We start from the raw sequence: 14,597 nt of genomic DNA, 5'->3' as shown, positions 1-14,597 counted from the left end.
CTTAGCCGCGGCGCCGTCAGCGGTTGGCGCCCGGTTCCCACCGCACGTCCCCGCCGGGATTGGCGACCCGGGCGAGGATGAACAGCAGGTCGGACAGCCGGTTAAGGTAACGGGCGGGCAGCACGCCGGTATGCTCCGGGTCGGATTCCAGCAGCGCCCAGACGGACCGTTCCGCGCGGCGGGTGACTGTCCGTGCCACGTGCAACAGGGCGGCACCGGCCGTACCTCCGGGCAGGATGAACGAGTCCAGCTTCGGAAGGTTCTCGTTGAACCGGTCGCAGGCCTTCTCCAGCTGTTCCACATACACGGCGGTGACCCGCAGCGGCGGGAAGCCCGGTTTTTCCACGACCGGCGTGCACAGATCCGCGCCGACGTCGAACAGGTCGTTCTGCACCCGGGCGAGCAGCGCCTGGATCTCCTCGGTGAGCCCGCCGAAGGCCAGCGCCATGCCGATGGCGGCGTTGGCCTCGTCGACGTCGGCATAGGCTGACAGCCGCGGGTCGGTCTTGCGGACCCGGGACATGTCACCGAGCGCGGTGGTCCCGTCGTCGCCGGTGCGGGTGTAGATCCGGGTCAGGTGGATGGCCATGCCGGTCACACTATGCCGTTGCCGTGTCCACCGGTTCGCTGCCGTGTCCACCGGTTCATGGTTGGGCGCCGGCCGGCGGCCCTGTGTGCCGGATGGGCCTTGCCCTACCGGCCGGTCCGCGCTGACGGGTGGCTGCCGAGGCCATAGCATCGACTCCCGTGGAACGCTTCGTGGTCAGGGGCGGGTCTCGGCTTGTCGGCGAGGTTGATGTCCCCGGAGCGAAGAACTCCGTGCTCAAACTGATGGCCGCGAGCCTGCTGGCCCATGGCCGGACAACTCTTCGTGCCGTGCCTGACATCCTCGATGTCACGGTCATGGCCGACGTGCTGCGGGCGCTCGGGGCGACTGTCGATCGGGATCACCGCGACGGCCTGCTGTCGATCGACGTGCCAGCCCGGCCCGGCGCGGCGGCTGACAGCGACCTCGTCCGCCGCATCCGGGCATCCGTCGTCGTGCTGGGCCCGTTGGTCGCCCGCTGCGGTGAGGCGCGAGTCGCGCTCCCCGGTGGGGACGCGATCGGTACCCGTGCTCTCGACATGCATGTCAACGGTCTGGCCAAGCTCGGGGCCATGATTGATGTCGAAGCGGGCATCCTCATGGCCCGGTCGGCCGGCCGGCTGCAGGGAGCGTCCATCTGGCTGGACTTCCCCAGCGTTGGCGCCACCGAGAACCTGCTGATGGCCGGTGTGCTGGCCAAGGGCACGACCGTGATCGATAATGCTGCCCGTGAGCCCGAGATCACCGATCTCTGCGCGATGCTGACGGCGATGGGCGCGGAGATCGACGGCGCGGGCACGTCCACGCTGGTGATCGACGGTGTCGATGGGCTCCGCCCGACCACACACAGCACGGTCGCGGATCGGATCGTGGCCGGAACCTTCGCCATCGGCGCACTGATGACGGGCGGGGACGTACTTGTCCGGGGCGGGCGCGCCGATCATCTCGATATCGTGCTCGACAAGCTGTCCGCGGCGGGCGCCGCCGTGGATGTCCGCCCTGACGGCTTCCGCGTCGTCGCGGACCGGCCGCCACGGTCGATCGACGTGGTCACCCTGCCGTATCCGGGGTTCCCGACGGATCTTCTACCGCAGACCATCGCGCTGGAGGCGGTCAGCGAAGGGGTCTCCCTCATCACCGAGAATGTTTTCGAAAGCCGTTTCGTGTTCTGCCGGGAGCTGCTGAAGCTCGGCGCGGAGCTACGCACCGACGGCCACCACGTCATTGTCCGCCGTGCCGACCGCCTGGTCGGCACGCATGTGGTGGCTTCGGACGTCCGAGCCGGGGCCGGGCTGGTGCTGGCTGGTCTGATGGCTGACGGAATGACAAGCGTCAGCGAGGTTCACCATATTGACCGCGGTTACAGCGACTTCGTCGAGCAGCTGCGGGCGCTGGGCGCGGATATCCGGCGGGAACCGGCCGCGGACGCGGCGTGGCGTACTGGTTGATCGGTAGCCATGACGCGCCGGGACAGCATCGGCCGGAGGCTGGGCCGGGCCGGCACTCTCGGGCAGCCGCCGGGCCGCCGTCAGGGGTGCCTGATGGGTGTTGGTCGATGTGGGCGATGATCGAAAAGTGGCCCGCACGGCGGCGGGGCGAGCCATCCTGATGCTGGGTGGTGACCGGCGACAACAGCGCGAGATGTGTGCCGCAGCCCCACGACGCCGCGCCCCTGGCGCCGGGTCGCTCTCAGGCCCAGTCGCGGTCAGTGCCCGCAACCACGGCACGTGCCCGCATGGAGTCCTCAGGGAACACCATGACGTGCCAACCGGAGACGTAGTGGCGGCGGATGTTGCCGTCGGCGTTCACCTGAATCGGGCCAGGCGGCGCCGCGCCTGACGTGGACCGTATCCCGTGTTGACGGAGGAGCTGGCGCAGCCGGGCCGCTTCGGTTGATGTACGGAGCGTCGCCACGGGTACCAGCATTCCGAAGTCGCCGTAACTTTTTGCGATGTATTTATTGCCACGCGTCCGGTTCGGTGCGAATACCCATCGGCACACCGCCACAAGCATGGCGGTGGCGGCGACGGCGATGGCTGGGCCGATCGTGTAGTGCAGGCTGTTCAGTGGCACCGTCACCTCCCTGCTGTCCGAGCCGGCGGGCCGGACGGATCTCATCGTCTCAGCGCGGCCGGCTCCGCGCAGGCGTTCATGCGTGGCCCGCGTCGCAGTTCTGGGCCCGCCGCGTGGTCATGATTGCCTCGGCCGGTGTTTCCGTCCTGTACATAGTCCTGTGCGCAGCCTTTTCCGTCCTGTTCACCGGAACGCCCAGGTGGATCGCACACCTGCGCATCCGTATCGCCACTCTGCGACTATGGATACTGGCCTGTCGCCGGGGGCCGCTGTGGCAGCGGTTCTCGGCAGGGCACCGGAAGGAATCAACAGCGCGTTCCGGCTGTGTCCGACAACTCCTGGCCGCCGGGGATGCCCGATCGGTCAGGGCATGAGCCAGGGGGGACGGGAGGCCTGATGGGTGAGAACGCGATGCTTCTCGACGGGGGACGTATGGAGATCCAGACCGTGCGGCTGGCTGGTCGGGTCGATGTACGCACCGTCGGTGATCTGCGGCTGCGGCTGCATGCCGCGATCGACAGCGGAACCGGGCAGTTGCGGGTGAACGTGTCCGGCCTGGAGCTGGCCGACCATGCGGGTCTCGGCGTCCTGCTCGGCGGGGCGCTGCGGGCGCGCCGGTCCGGGCGGTCGATGCTCCTGGTCGAGGTTCCCATGGCGCTGGGAAAGCTGCTGGCGGCCAACCGCCTCGGGCGCATCCTGCGGGCTGAGGACGCCGACCTGCCGCACGTGGGGCATGCCTGATGCGGACAGCCCGCTGGTTCACTGTGGTCCCCAGCTCCATGAGGTTGCGTTCGGTCGTGGGATGATGGCTGTGGCCGGGGAGGGAAATGCTCGACGTCGATGCGCAGCGATTGGGTCCAACAGGCGGTCCGGTATACCGGCGAGGTGATGCCCAGTCCGTTGACCAGCGCCGTACAGGGCTCATCGTCGGCGCGTTCGCGGTGGCGATCGTGCTGGGCGTGGTTATCGGTCTGGTGACCGCGCCTCGTGCCAGGACCGTCCCGCTGGTCGCCCCGGCGACCGCCGCGCCACCGTCCGAGCTGCAGCCGGCGTTGGACCCGCCCACCTGGGAGGGCAGCCGCCTGCCGGGGACAGCCCACCAGATGCGGGTACGGGAGCAGGATCGCCGTGCCTTCAGCGCGAGTCTTGCCTATGACCTGCGCGAGAATGGCGCCGGGAACGTCACGACCGCGGACGTCGTCATCCCGCCGGGAAAGCTCTTCTACGGTGCGCTGGAAGGCCGCGACAGCACGTTCGACGAGTACTGGGCCGTCGGCCTGGCGCAGGTGGCCGGCGTAGCCTCGGCGCCGCCCAACCCGCACGTGTGGAAGCGGACCGGCGGCGGCCCCTGGATGCAGCTCGTGGAGGGGCCGGGCGCCTGTGACAGGTTGCCGCCCGTTCTTTTCACGGCCTGGCGGGGGCGTCCAGGTCTCTGTTCGGGCGCGTGACATTACCTCCCGGTAGGCTCCGGTCATCGGATGAGCCTCCGGGAGGGTATGGCGATGGCCAATACGGTGCGGCGAGAGCAGTCCGAGCAGGCCAGTCCGCGGCGGGACCGACCATGGATCATTCGGACCTATGCCGGTCACTCCAATCCGGCGGAAACCAACGCGCTTTACCGCCGGAACCTGGCCAAGGGGCAGACGGGCCTGTCGGTCGCGTTCGACCTGCCGACCCAGACCGGTTATGACCCCGATCACGAGCTCGCCCGCGGCGAGGTCGGCAAGGTGGGTGTGCCGATCGCGCATGTCGGCGACATGCGCGCGCTGTTCCATGACATCCCGCTGGGCCAGATGAACACCTCGATGACGATTAACGCGACAGCCATGTGGCTGCTCGCCCTCTACCAGGTCGTCGCTGAGGAACAGGGCGCGGACCCGGCGAAACTCACCGGCACGACCCAGAATGACATCATCAAGGAGTACCTCTCGCGCGGGACGTACGTGTTTCCGCCGGCGCCGTCGCTACGGCTGATCACCGATATGATCGCCTACACGGTGACCGAGATCCCCAAATGGAATCCGATCAATGTCTGCAGCTATCACCTGCAGGAGGCCGGTGCCACCCCCGTTCAGGAGATCGCCTACTCGATGTGCACGGCCATCGCCGTGCTCGACGCCGTGGTCGCCTCCGGGCAGGTGCCGGCCGAACGCACCGGCGAGCTCTGCGCCCGGATATCGTTCTTTGTCAACGCCGGCGTCCGCTTCGTTGAGGAAATGTGCAAGATGCGGGCGTTCGTCGAACTGTGGGACACGTTGCTGCGGACCCGCTACGGGGTTACCGACCCCGGTCACCGGCGGTTCCGCTACGGCGTCCAGGTCAACTCCCTGGGCCTGACCGAGGCGCAGCCGGAGAACAACGTTATCCGGATCGTGTTGGAAGCCCTTGGCGTGACGCTGTCGAAGGACGCCCGCTGCCGGGCCCTGCAGCTACCGGCCTGGAACGAGGCCCTCGGCCTGCCCCGGCCCTGGGACCAGCAGTGGTCGCTGCGTATCCAGCAGATCCTTGCGCACGAGACCGACCTGTTGGAGTACGACGATCTCTTCGAGGGCTCGGTTGTCGTCGAACGGCGGGTGGCTGAGCTGGTCGGAGCCGCGCAGAAGGAGATCGACAAGGTACAGGCGATGGGCGGCGCGGTGGCCGCGGTCGAGAGTGGCTATATGAAGTCCCAGCTCGTCGCTTCGCAGGCGAACCGGCGGATGCGCATCGAGTCCGGCGAGGACGTGGTGGTCGGTGTGAACAGCTTCACCGCCACCGAGCCGAATCCGCTGCTCGCCGACCTGACGGCGGCGGTCCAGACAGTGGACCCGGCGGTGGCGGAGGCTGCCCGTGCCGACATCGCGACCTGGCGGGCCGATCGTGACGCGCGCGCCGTGGACGATGCCCTGCGGGGCCTGCGGGACGCGGCGAAGACCGACACGAACCTGATGGCCGCAACGCTGGTCTGCGCCCGTGCCGGAGTCACCACGGGGGAGTGGGCCGGTACCCTGCGCGACACCTTCGGTGAGTACCGGGCTCCGACAGGTGTGTCCGGCGCCGCGGTACACGCTGGCGGCGCCGAGCTTGCCGGCGTGCGGGACAGGGTCGCCGAGACCGGGCGGGAACTGGGCCGCAGGCTGAAGTTCCTCGTCGGCAAGCCGGGCCTGGACGGGCATTCCAACGGTGCCGAGCAGATCGCCGTACGCGCCCGCGACGCCGGCTTCGAAGTCGTCTACCAGGGCATCCGGCTGACACCGGCGCAGATCGTCGCCGCCGCGGTGGAGGAGGACGTGCACGTCGTGGGCTTGTCGGTGCTGTCCGGCTCCCATCTGGAGCTGGTGCCCCAGGTCCTTGACGGGATGCGGGCAGCCGGGATCGGTGACGTACCCGTCATCGTCGGCGGCATCATCCCGCCCGCGGACGCCGAGCGTCTCAGGGCACTCGGTGTGGCCGCGGTCTACACACCGAAGGACTACGGTCTCACCGAAATCATGGGTGGGGTCGTGGACGTCGTCCGCGCCGCGAATGGCCTGGCCTGAGCCGGCCTGAGCCGGCCTCCCAGAGACCCGGACAGGTGGTGCGGGGCCGCCCGGGGCCGCGTAGCGTCCAGAGGGTGATGGCTGACGAGGGCACCCATCCCCAACGCGCGTCGGCGCGGGGCGCCGGACGGGCCGAGGACAGCAGCGGGCCGGCCGCGCCCCCCGTTTCCCTGCGGGACGCCGTCGAGCTGGCCACCCGCGCGCATGCCGGCCAGCTCGACAAGATCGGTGATGACTACATCGGCCACCCGCTGCGGGTGATGGACGCTGTCGGTGCCGCCGCGGAGCGGGCCGCTGTCGACCCGTACCACGCCCGGTTGGCCGCGGTGCTGCACGACGTCGTCGAGGACACCGATGTCACCCTGGCGGACCTTGCCGCCCTCGGTTATCCGCCCGAGGTCGTCGCCGCGGTCGACGCGCTGACCCACCGCGACGGGGAGCCGGTGCCTGACTATCTCACCCGGGTAGCCGGCAACGACCTGGCGGTCGTGGTGAAACGCGCGGACATGGCCGACAACAGCAACCCGGCGCGGCTGGCGAGGCTGCCGCGGGATCAGGCGGACCGCTACACGCGACGTTACGCTGACCGTGTCCGGCTACTCGACGATCTTGTTGCCGGGCGCAAGGCGGACTGGGCACGGATGGGATAGGACGGATGGGGCAGGGACGCACCGTGGACAGGTAAGAGCGCCCGGCAATAGGGGCGTGGATCAAGGAGCGGGGCTGGGGTGCGTGCATCGCAAGGCGGCGGAGGGAGCCACCCTGGTGTTGGGTGGTGACCGACGACAACACAGCGAGGTGCGTGCCCCAGCCCCGCGACGCCGCGTCCCTATTGCCGGGCGCTCTAAGCGGGTGTAGGTGGCGAGGTCGCGGCACGATAGCGTCCGGGGCTGTGCGTCTTGTGATTGCCAGGTGCAGCGTCGACTATGTGGGCCGGCTGACCGCACACCTGCCCAGCGCTGTTCGCCTGCTGCTGGTGAAGGCCGACGGGTCGGTGTCCATCCATGCGGACGGGCGGGCCTACAAGCCGCTGAACTGGATGAGCCCGCCGTGCGTGATCGCCGAGGCGGACGGCGTCTGGCGGGTGACCAACCGAGCGGACGAACAGCTCGTCATCACCCTCGAAGAGATCATGCATGACTCGTCGCACGATCTCGGCGTGGACCCGGGTTTGCAGAAGGACGGCGTGGAGGCGCACCTGCAGGTACTGCTCGCCGAGCGGCCGGATGCCATCCGCGCCGGCCTCACCCTGGTGCGCCGGGAGTACGAGACTGGCATCGGTCCGGTCGATCTGCTTTGTCGCGACACCGACGGTGGGAGTGTCGCTGTCGAGGTGAAGCGCAGGGGCGAGATCGACGGCGTCGAGCAGCTGACCCGCTATCTTGCCCGGTTGGAGGCGGACCCGTTCCTGCCGCATCCGGTGCGCGGGATCCTGGTCGCGCAGTCGATCACCCCGCAGGCGCGGTTGCTTGCCGCGGACCGCGGTCTGGGCTGTGTCACCGTCGACTACGACGCCCTGCGCGGACTGGCGCCCGCGATCCCGACCCTGTTCTGATTTTCCAACGCAGTCGATAGCGACACCCGCCAAGAACAACGAACGAACTATTGTTGCGGCCGCCGTTGAACAGCTCGACTCCGCGATGGTTCGTGTGCAATGCTGCGCGACGTGAATCCACCTGTACCAGGCATAAATACTAATCTTGCGTCCGGGTAGCGGCCGGCTGCCCGTTAGGCGTCTTCCGGGAGCCGTCGTTCGATCAGAGAGCCGGACAGCCAGCTTTCGGAACATGCCCTGATCTCACCGCCAAAAAACTCGACATACCCGCGGTGAGCTGTCTGCGGTGTGCTGGTCGTTCTGTTCGTGCTGTTTGCCGCGCGTTCATCTGGGCGTGCGGGTCACTCCGGGTTTTCTTGTCGGGCCGCGCTGTTGTCCGGTGCTGTCCGTTGGCGTGGGCTCATGTAGGTTTTTGCCGTCAGATCTTCGGAGTTTATTCATGCGTGGCCGGCTTTCTGCCGCTCGTCTCCGGACGCTCTCTCGCCGGGTGTCTCGGCGGGTGTTGGCGGCTATCTCATTCGGGTTGGTACCGGTGCTGGTGCTGACCGGGCTGGTGATGCTGCGGATAGTCGGGGGCGGTACGGGCGGGCCGGCGCCGTTGGTGAATCCGTTCCGGACGGTGGCGTTGCCGCAGAGCTCGAACGGCAGTGCGGCGGGCCGTGACACGCAGGTGCCCACGGCGCAGTCCCAGTCGGGGAAGGCACCGGCGGCGGACAAGGCCCGTGCGGTGGTCCCGGCGGTGGCGGGGGCGGTGGCGACCACGGCACAGGAGGCGCCGCGTCCGGTCGACCTGGCGAAACCGGATCCGTCCGCGGGTGTGGCGCGTTTCGGTGCGGCGGCGACGGTGACCCCGGCGATTGCGCCGGTGGCACGTGAACCGCAGCCGGGCCAGGTCGAGCTGCCCGAGCGGCGGACGGTGTGGAGCGACGAGTACAGCAATCCCGACGGGACTCACACCACCCAGGTGTATTCGGTGCCGAAGCGGTTCACCAACGCCGGCGGGAAGCTGGTCGACATCGACACGGCCCTGGTGGCGGCGGGTGGGGGGCGGCACCGGGTGGCGGCGGTCGAACACGCCGCGGACATCGCGGACACCGCGGATGATCCCCGGTTGGCGACGGTGCAGGTTACCGGCGGCGCGTCGGTGTCGTTCGGGATCGCCGGCGCGGGCCCGGCCGCGGCCACGGTTGAGGGGGCGACGGCCTCGTACGCGGATGTGCGGCAGTCGTCGGATGTGTGGCTGGCGGGGACGTTGTCGGGGTTGAAGGAGACGCTGGTCCTGCGCGCGGTGGACGCCCCGACGCGGTGGACGTTCCCGTTGGAGTTGCACGGCCTGACCGCGACGCTGGACGGGAAGTCCCAGCAGATCTCCCTCGCTGACGGCGCGGGTGCGGTGAAGGCGGTGATTCCGCGGGGGTCGATGGAGGATGCCGCGGTTGATCCGCATGTGGGCAGCGGGGCGTATTCGGAGGGTGTCGTCTACTCGCTGGTGACCGCCGCGGATGGCCGGGCGGCGTTGCAGGTGGATCTGGATGCCGGGTGGCTGTCCGATCCGGCGCGGGTGTTCCCGGTCAAGGTCGACCCGTCGGTCGAGGTGTTGCAGGCGTGGGCGGACGACACCTACGTGTCGTCGGCGTATCCGAATTCGCATTACAACACGTTGGACGACATTCACGTCGGGACGTACAACGGCGGCGGGGACGTCAATTACGGTTATATCAACTGGCAGGGCACGGCGGCGGTGAACCAGGTCAACGTCCTGGGCGTGACCGTTTCGCTGGTGAACAGCTGGTCGTGGTCGTGTACGGCGCGGCCGGTGAGCCTGTACGAGGTGAACCAGTCCTGGGATGGCACGACGATGCTGTGGCCGGGGGCGGCGATCGGCCCGGAGGTCGCGCAGAGCAGTTTCGCCTACGGGTATTCGTCGTCGTGCCCGGCGAACTGGGGTTCCTTCAGCGATCCGCGGTTGACCGCGCTGGTGGATGACTGGACGCACGGGCGGAAGACGAACACGGGGACGTCGGTCCGGGCGAGTACGACGGATAATTATGCGTGGAAGAAGTTCCTGTCGAATAACACCGCCACGGCGGCGAACCGGCCGCAGATGTCGATCACGTGGACGCCGTACGGTGCGCAGTACAGCTATCCGTCGGGTAGTCCGGTGTGGGATCAGCCGCTCACGAACAACCAGCAGGGCAAGGTCTGGGTCCGGTTGACGAACACCGGCCGGGACGCGTGGGGGGCGAACAGCAACTACATGCTGTCGTATCACGTGTATGACGCGTCGAACACGACCGAGCTGGTGCATCAGGGGTACGCGACGCAGCTGCCGACGACGGTGAATCCGGGTCAGACAATCGATTTGTTGACGACGGTGAATCCGTTGGCGCCGGGGACGTACACGTTGCGGTGGGACATGGTGAACTGGGGTACCACCTGGTTCTACGACGAGGGGGTACCGACCCTTTCGCAGGGGTTGATCGTGCCGAACGTGGCGCCGGTGGTGACCTCGGCATCGCCCATGAATGGCGCGGCGGTGTACTCGCTGACGCCGACGTTGACGCTGACGGGTAATGACCCGGACAACTATCCGGGTCAGGGGGTGAACTTCAACTTCCAGTTGTGTACCGGGTCGGATGCGAATTCGGGGAGCTGCTGGTCGTCGGGGTGGATCAGCTCGAATATGTGGAGCCCGCCGAAGGGTGTCCTGTCGTGGGACCAGTCGTATTACTGGCAGGGTTGGGTTGGTGACTTCCAGCTTCCCAGCGCGGCGATGTCGCCGAGCCGGCTGGTGACGAAGGTTCCCCTGTCTGGTCCTGAGGGTCATCTGGGTGCGGATCCGTATGCGCCGGCGGTGGCGAACGTGACGCCGGTGGTGGGGAACTATGCGACGTCGACGGTGGACGCGTCGGTGGCGGGGGTCGGGCCGGCGCTCGGGGTGACCCGGACGTACAACGACCGGAACCCGGCCGATGGCCTGTTCGGGGTGGGTTGGTCCAGCCAGTACGACATGGCGATCGCGCCGGATCTGGCCGGGGAGGGGAATCTCGCCGTCCGGTATCCGGATGGGCGGGTGTCGCGGTTCGGGCGTAACCCGGACGGCTCGTTTGTGCCGTCGCTTGGCTACTACTCGCTGTTGCAGGGGCCGTCGCCGCGGGTGGCGTCGTTCACCGGGGCGGACTCGAACGCGTCGTTGGGGTCGGCGGATACGGGTGAGGGCTGGCAGGTGCTGGCCGGCACCTGGGGGATCGCGGGGAACGACGCCTATCTGGTGTCGGCCGCCTCCGGGCGGAGTGTGGCGGTGTTGCCGGCGGGGTCGGACGGCACGGTGCGGTTCACCCTGCCGGTGGCGCAGGACAATCTCGGGGTCGCGTTCCGTGTGCAGGACGCGGACAACCTGTGGATGTTGTATGCGAAGCCGTCGGCGAACCAGCTGGTGCTGGCGAAACGGGTCGCCGGGGTGACGAGCACGGTGGCGACCGCGTCGAACGCGTGCTGCGCGGCGTCGGATGTGTTCGCGGTGACGACGGCGGGGTCGTCGATCGCGGTGTCGCGCAACGACCGGGTGGTCGCGACCGCGAGCGACGGTGCGTTCCAGACGGCGACGCGGGCCGGGTTGTACGGGTTGGCGACGGGTGCGGGGCGGGTCGGTGGGTTCGCCACCCTGGATGATCAGCAGCGGGATTCGTTCACCCGGGGGAACTCGTCGACGTCGGCCGGGGTGGCGGACAGCGGTGCGGCCTGGACTGCGCTGGCCGGCGTCTGGGGTGTCGACAGCAACCGTTCGTATCTGGTGTCGAGTGCGGCTGGCAACCAGAACCTGCTGGTGGTGAACGCGGCGGCGGACGGGTCGTTCAGTTTCACCGAGCCGGTCACCCAGGCGAACATGGGGTTGGCGTTCCGGGTCGCGGACACCGCGAACTTCTGGCGGTTGGTGGCGGTGCCGTCGGCGAGCAAATGGCGGCTGATCAAGCGTGTCAGTGGGGTTGACACGACGGTCGCCAATGCGTCGAGCTCCTGTTGCACGACGTCGGACACGTTGACGGTGGTGACGAACGGGCCATCGATCATCGTGTTGCGGAACGGCACACAGATCATGTCGGTGACCGATCCGGCGGTGCTGTTCGGGACCCGGGCGGGTCCGTACACCGAGGGCACCGGGTCGGGCCGGGTGGACGACGTGGTGCTCACCGCCGCCACCCTGCTGATCGACAAGACCGGTACGGCGTCGGCGTTCCGTTCCGATGGCCGGCTGAGCCGGGTCACGGATGTGGCCGGTCGGCAGCTGCAGCTGGGCTACGACGCGACCAGCCGGTTGACGCAGGCGTTGAACGTGACGACGGGGCGGTCGTTGGCGTTCACCTGGTCGGGCACGCATGTGAGCCAGGTGGCGACGAACACGGTCGGCGCCTACGGCGGGCCGGTGGTCTGGTCGTACGGCTACACCGGCGCCAACCTCACCTCGGTGGTCTCGCCGCGGTCGTCGACGCCGACGACGTACGCCTATGCGTTCAACGGGCTGTTGGGGCAGACGATCCTGCCGCGGGGGAACGTCGCGGAGACGATCGGGTACAACCTGGACGGGACTGTGGCCTGGCGCGAGGAGGGGCTGGCCAAGCGCACCACGTTCACGGTGATCAGTAGCAGTCCGACGGTGATTGTGCGGGTGACGGACCCGCGGGGGCACGCCGAGGACTGGGAGTACGCGAACGGCCAGTTGATTTCGCATCGGGACGGGACGGGGAACCGCCGGTTCGCGTATAACGACCGGGGTTTCCTGGCGCAGGTGACCGATGAGAACGACAACCTGCTGATGCTGCAGACCGATACCCGGGGGAACATTCTGGCCCGCACGACGGTCCGGGCGGTCACGGGCGGTACCCAGCAGACGAACAGCGACTATTACAGCTATTTTCTGGGGGCGCCGGGAGATCCCCGCAACGATCTGATGACGGTCTCCCGGGACGGCCGGTCGGCGTCCGCGACCGACAGCACCTACGCGACGACGTTCGCCTACAGCGTGCTGGGGGATCTGGTCGCGAAGACCGTGCCGGCCACGTCGGATTTCCCGTCCGGGCGGACCACGACCTGGTCGTATGCGGCGGGCACGGAATCGGCGACCGGTGGTGGCACGGTCCCGCGCGATGTGCTGCTGTCCACGACGGATCCGCGGGGGAAGGTCACGGCCTTCTCCTACGACAGCAAGGGGGATCTGCGCGGGGACGTCGATCCGGTCGGGCTGGTCCACGACTACAGCTATGACGAGCTGGGTCGGCGGGTCACGGCGAGGGAGACCTCCGACAGTTTCCCGGCGGGGCTGACCACGACCACGGCCTACGACAAGCTGTCGCGGGTTTCGCAGGTGACCGAGCCCGGGGTGGTGAACCCGGTGTCCGGGGTGACCCACACCCGGGTCACGGCGAACACCTACGACCTGAACGAGAACCGCACCCAGACGGTGGTGTCGGATGCGACCGGTGGGGATGCGGCGCGGACGACGACGTACGCCTATGACAACGACGACCGGGTGACGTCGACGACCGCGGCTGCGGGGGCGGCGGAGGCCGCGACCACGGCCACGACGTATGACGACAACGGGAACGCCGCGACGGTCACGGATCCGCAGGGCACGGTCACGGCGTTCACGTACACGGCCAAGAACCTGCTGGCGACGACCACGGTGAAGAGTTTTGTGGATGATCCGGTGGCGGGGTCGACGCCGCGGGACGTGGTGACCGAGTCCCGGGCCTACGACCCGGCGGGCCGGTTGGCGAGTGTGACCGATGCGCTGGGCCGGACGGTCCAGCACACCTACTGGTTGGATGATCTGCCGCGGCAGGACATTCTGGTGGGCTACCGGCCGCCGGACACCGTGAACGGGGTGCTGTCGAGTCCAGCTGCCCGTGACATTGTGCTGGCCGATCGCAGTTATGACGGGGCGGGTAATCCGGTCGGGGTGACGACCGGTGGTGGCCGGTTGACGGTGACCACGGTGGTGGATGCGGCCGGGCGGACGACGCGGTCGACGGTGGATCCGGCGGGGCTGGCCCGCACCACCGACCTGGCCTATGACGCGAACGATGATGTCACCTCGGCGGTGTCGGGTGCGGCGGGGACGAGCACGACCGGGCGGGTCGATATCGGGTATGACAACGCGTCCCGGGTGACGTCGCGGGCGGTGTTCGGGGACGGCTCGGCGACGTTCGTGTCGACGACGCTGCGGGATCAGCGGGGGTTTGTCACCGGGACCGCGGATCCGCGGGGGTACGTCGCGGGAGGGTCGCCGGACCCGGCGTATCTGACGAACAGCAGCGTGGACGCGGCCGGCCGGGTCACCCAGAGCAAGGCGCCGCCGGTGTTGGTGGAGGAGAACGGCGCGACCGCCACCAGCGGTCGTCCCACGTCCGACGTCGGGTACAACACGTTCGGGGAGGCTACCCACCGTCGGGATACCCGCGGGCTGGTCACGACCCGCATCGTGGACCGGCTGGGCCGGGTCACCCAGACGAGCTACCCGGCCTACACCCCGCCGGGCGGGAGCGTGCTCACCCCGGTCGAGTCGTGGACATATGACCGCAACGGCAACGTCCTGACCCATGTGAACACCCGGGGGAAGACCACGTCGACGGTGTACGACCGGCGGAACCGGCCGGTGGCGGTCACCGAACCGCAGGTCACTGGCGCGTCCGCCGGGGTGAGCCGGCTGGGTTATGACGATGCGGGGAACGTGACGTCGGCGGTGAACGCGGTCGGGGCCTGGACGTTCCTGGCGTATGACGATCTGAACCGGGTGTGGGCGGCCACGGCGACGGAGCGCTCGCCGCAGGGCACGTTCACCACCTATACCGATCATGATGATGCGGGG

The 14,597-nt window shown here is 68.5% G+C and carries 9 protein-coding genes; 7 read left to right on the top strand and 2 right to left on the bottom strand.

All coding sequences use genetic code 11. The features are described 5' to 3' along the window. Window positions 1-16: 16 nt before the first annotated feature. Window positions 17-589 (bottom strand): cob(I)yrinic acid a,c-diamide adenosyltransferase, encoded by a 573-nt coding sequence (locus MJ785_RS06985; RefSeq protein ID WP_239311818.1) that lies wholly within the window; start codon window positions 587-589, stop codon window positions 17-19. A gap of 158 nt (window positions 590-747) precedes the next feature. Between MJ785_RS06985 and murA the strand changes: the two genes are divergently transcribed. Then, on the top strand, window positions 748-2,034 hold the full coding sequence (gene murA / locus MJ785_RS06980; protein WP_239311820.1) for a UDP-N-acetylglucosamine 1-carboxyvinyltransferase: 1,287 nt from the start codon (window positions 748-750) through the stop codon (window positions 2,032-2,034). 241 nt (window positions 2,035-2,275) lie between these two features. Here murA and MJ785_RS06975 read toward each other — a convergent pair whose 3' ends face one another. Further along, window positions 2,276-2,659 (bottom strand): hypothetical protein, encoded by a 384-nt coding sequence (locus MJ785_RS06975; RefSeq protein ID WP_239311822.1) that lies wholly within the window; start codon window positions 2,657-2,659, stop codon window positions 2,276-2,278. Between the two features lie 396 nt (window positions 2,660-3,055). Between MJ785_RS06975 and MJ785_RS06970 the strand changes: the two genes are divergently transcribed. The 6 genes from MJ785_RS06970 to MJ785_RS06945 form a co-directional block, all read left to right on the top strand. After that, the gene (locus MJ785_RS06970; protein WP_239311824.1) at window positions 3,056-3,400 is read left to right on the top strand and encodes an STAS domain-containing protein; all 345 of its coding nucleotides are present in this window, start codon (window positions 3,056-3,058) and stop codon (window positions 3,398-3,400) included. A gap of 86 nt (window positions 3,401-3,486) precedes the next feature. After that, window positions 3,487-4,107, top strand: a complete 621-nt coding sequence (locus MJ785_RS06965; protein WP_239347936.1) for a hypothetical protein — start codon at window positions 3,487-3,489, stop codon at window positions 4,105-4,107. 54 nt (window positions 4,108-4,161) lie between these two features. Further along, entirely contained in the window at window positions 4,162-6,177 is a 2,016-nt protein-coding gene (locus tag MJ785_RS06960; RefSeq protein WP_239380219.1) for a protein meaA, read from the top strand. Window positions 6,178-6,254: 77 nt separating this feature from the next. Further along, the gene (locus MJ785_RS06955; protein WP_239311834.1) at window positions 6,255-6,827 is read left to right on the top strand and encodes an HD domain-containing protein; all 573 of its coding nucleotides are present in this window, start codon (window positions 6,255-6,257) and stop codon (window positions 6,825-6,827) included. 242 nt (window positions 6,828-7,069) lie between these two features. Next, window positions 7,070-7,732: an endonuclease NucS gene (gene nucS / locus MJ785_RS06950; protein WP_239311830.1), complete on the top strand. Its 663-nt coding sequence runs from the start codon at window positions 7,070-7,072 to the stop codon at window positions 7,730-7,732. Between the two features lie 532 nt (window positions 7,733-8,264). Further along, the coding region (locus tag MJ785_RS06945; protein ID WP_239380218.1) for a DNRLRE domain-containing protein at window positions 8,265-14,597 on the top strand (6,333 nt) is incomplete at its 3' end.

Source organism: Protofrankia sp. CiT1, assembly GCF_917627335.1.
Lineage (GTDB): Bacteria > Actinomycetota > Actinomycetes > Frankiales > Frankiaceae > Protofrankia.
The sequence above is the reverse complement of the archived record's forward strand: the minus strand, read 5'-3'. Positions and strand labels throughout refer to the sequence as shown.

Excerpts from the sequence above, each read along its gene's own strand:
- MJ785_RS06955 (WP_239311834.1), top strand. The coding sequence starts at position 6,255 with ATGGCTGACGAGGGCACCCATCCCCAACGCGCGTCGGCGCGGGGCGCC.
- MJ785_RS06970 (WP_239311824.1), top strand. The coding sequence starts at position 3,056 with ATGGGTGAGAACGCGATGCTTCTCGACGGGGGACGTATGGAGATCCAG.
- MJ785_RS06960 (WP_239380219.1), top strand. The coding sequence starts at position 4,162 with ATGGCCAATACGGTGCGGCGAGAGCAGTCCGAGCAGGCCAGTCCGCGG.
- MJ785_RS06985 (WP_239311818.1), bottom strand. The coding sequence starts at position 589 with ATGGCCATCCACCTGACCCGGATCTACACCCGCACCGGCGACGACGGG.
- MJ785_RS06965 (WP_239347936.1), top strand. The coding sequence starts at position 3,487 with ATGCTCGACGTCGATGCGCAGCGATTGGGTCCAACAGGCGGTCCGGTA.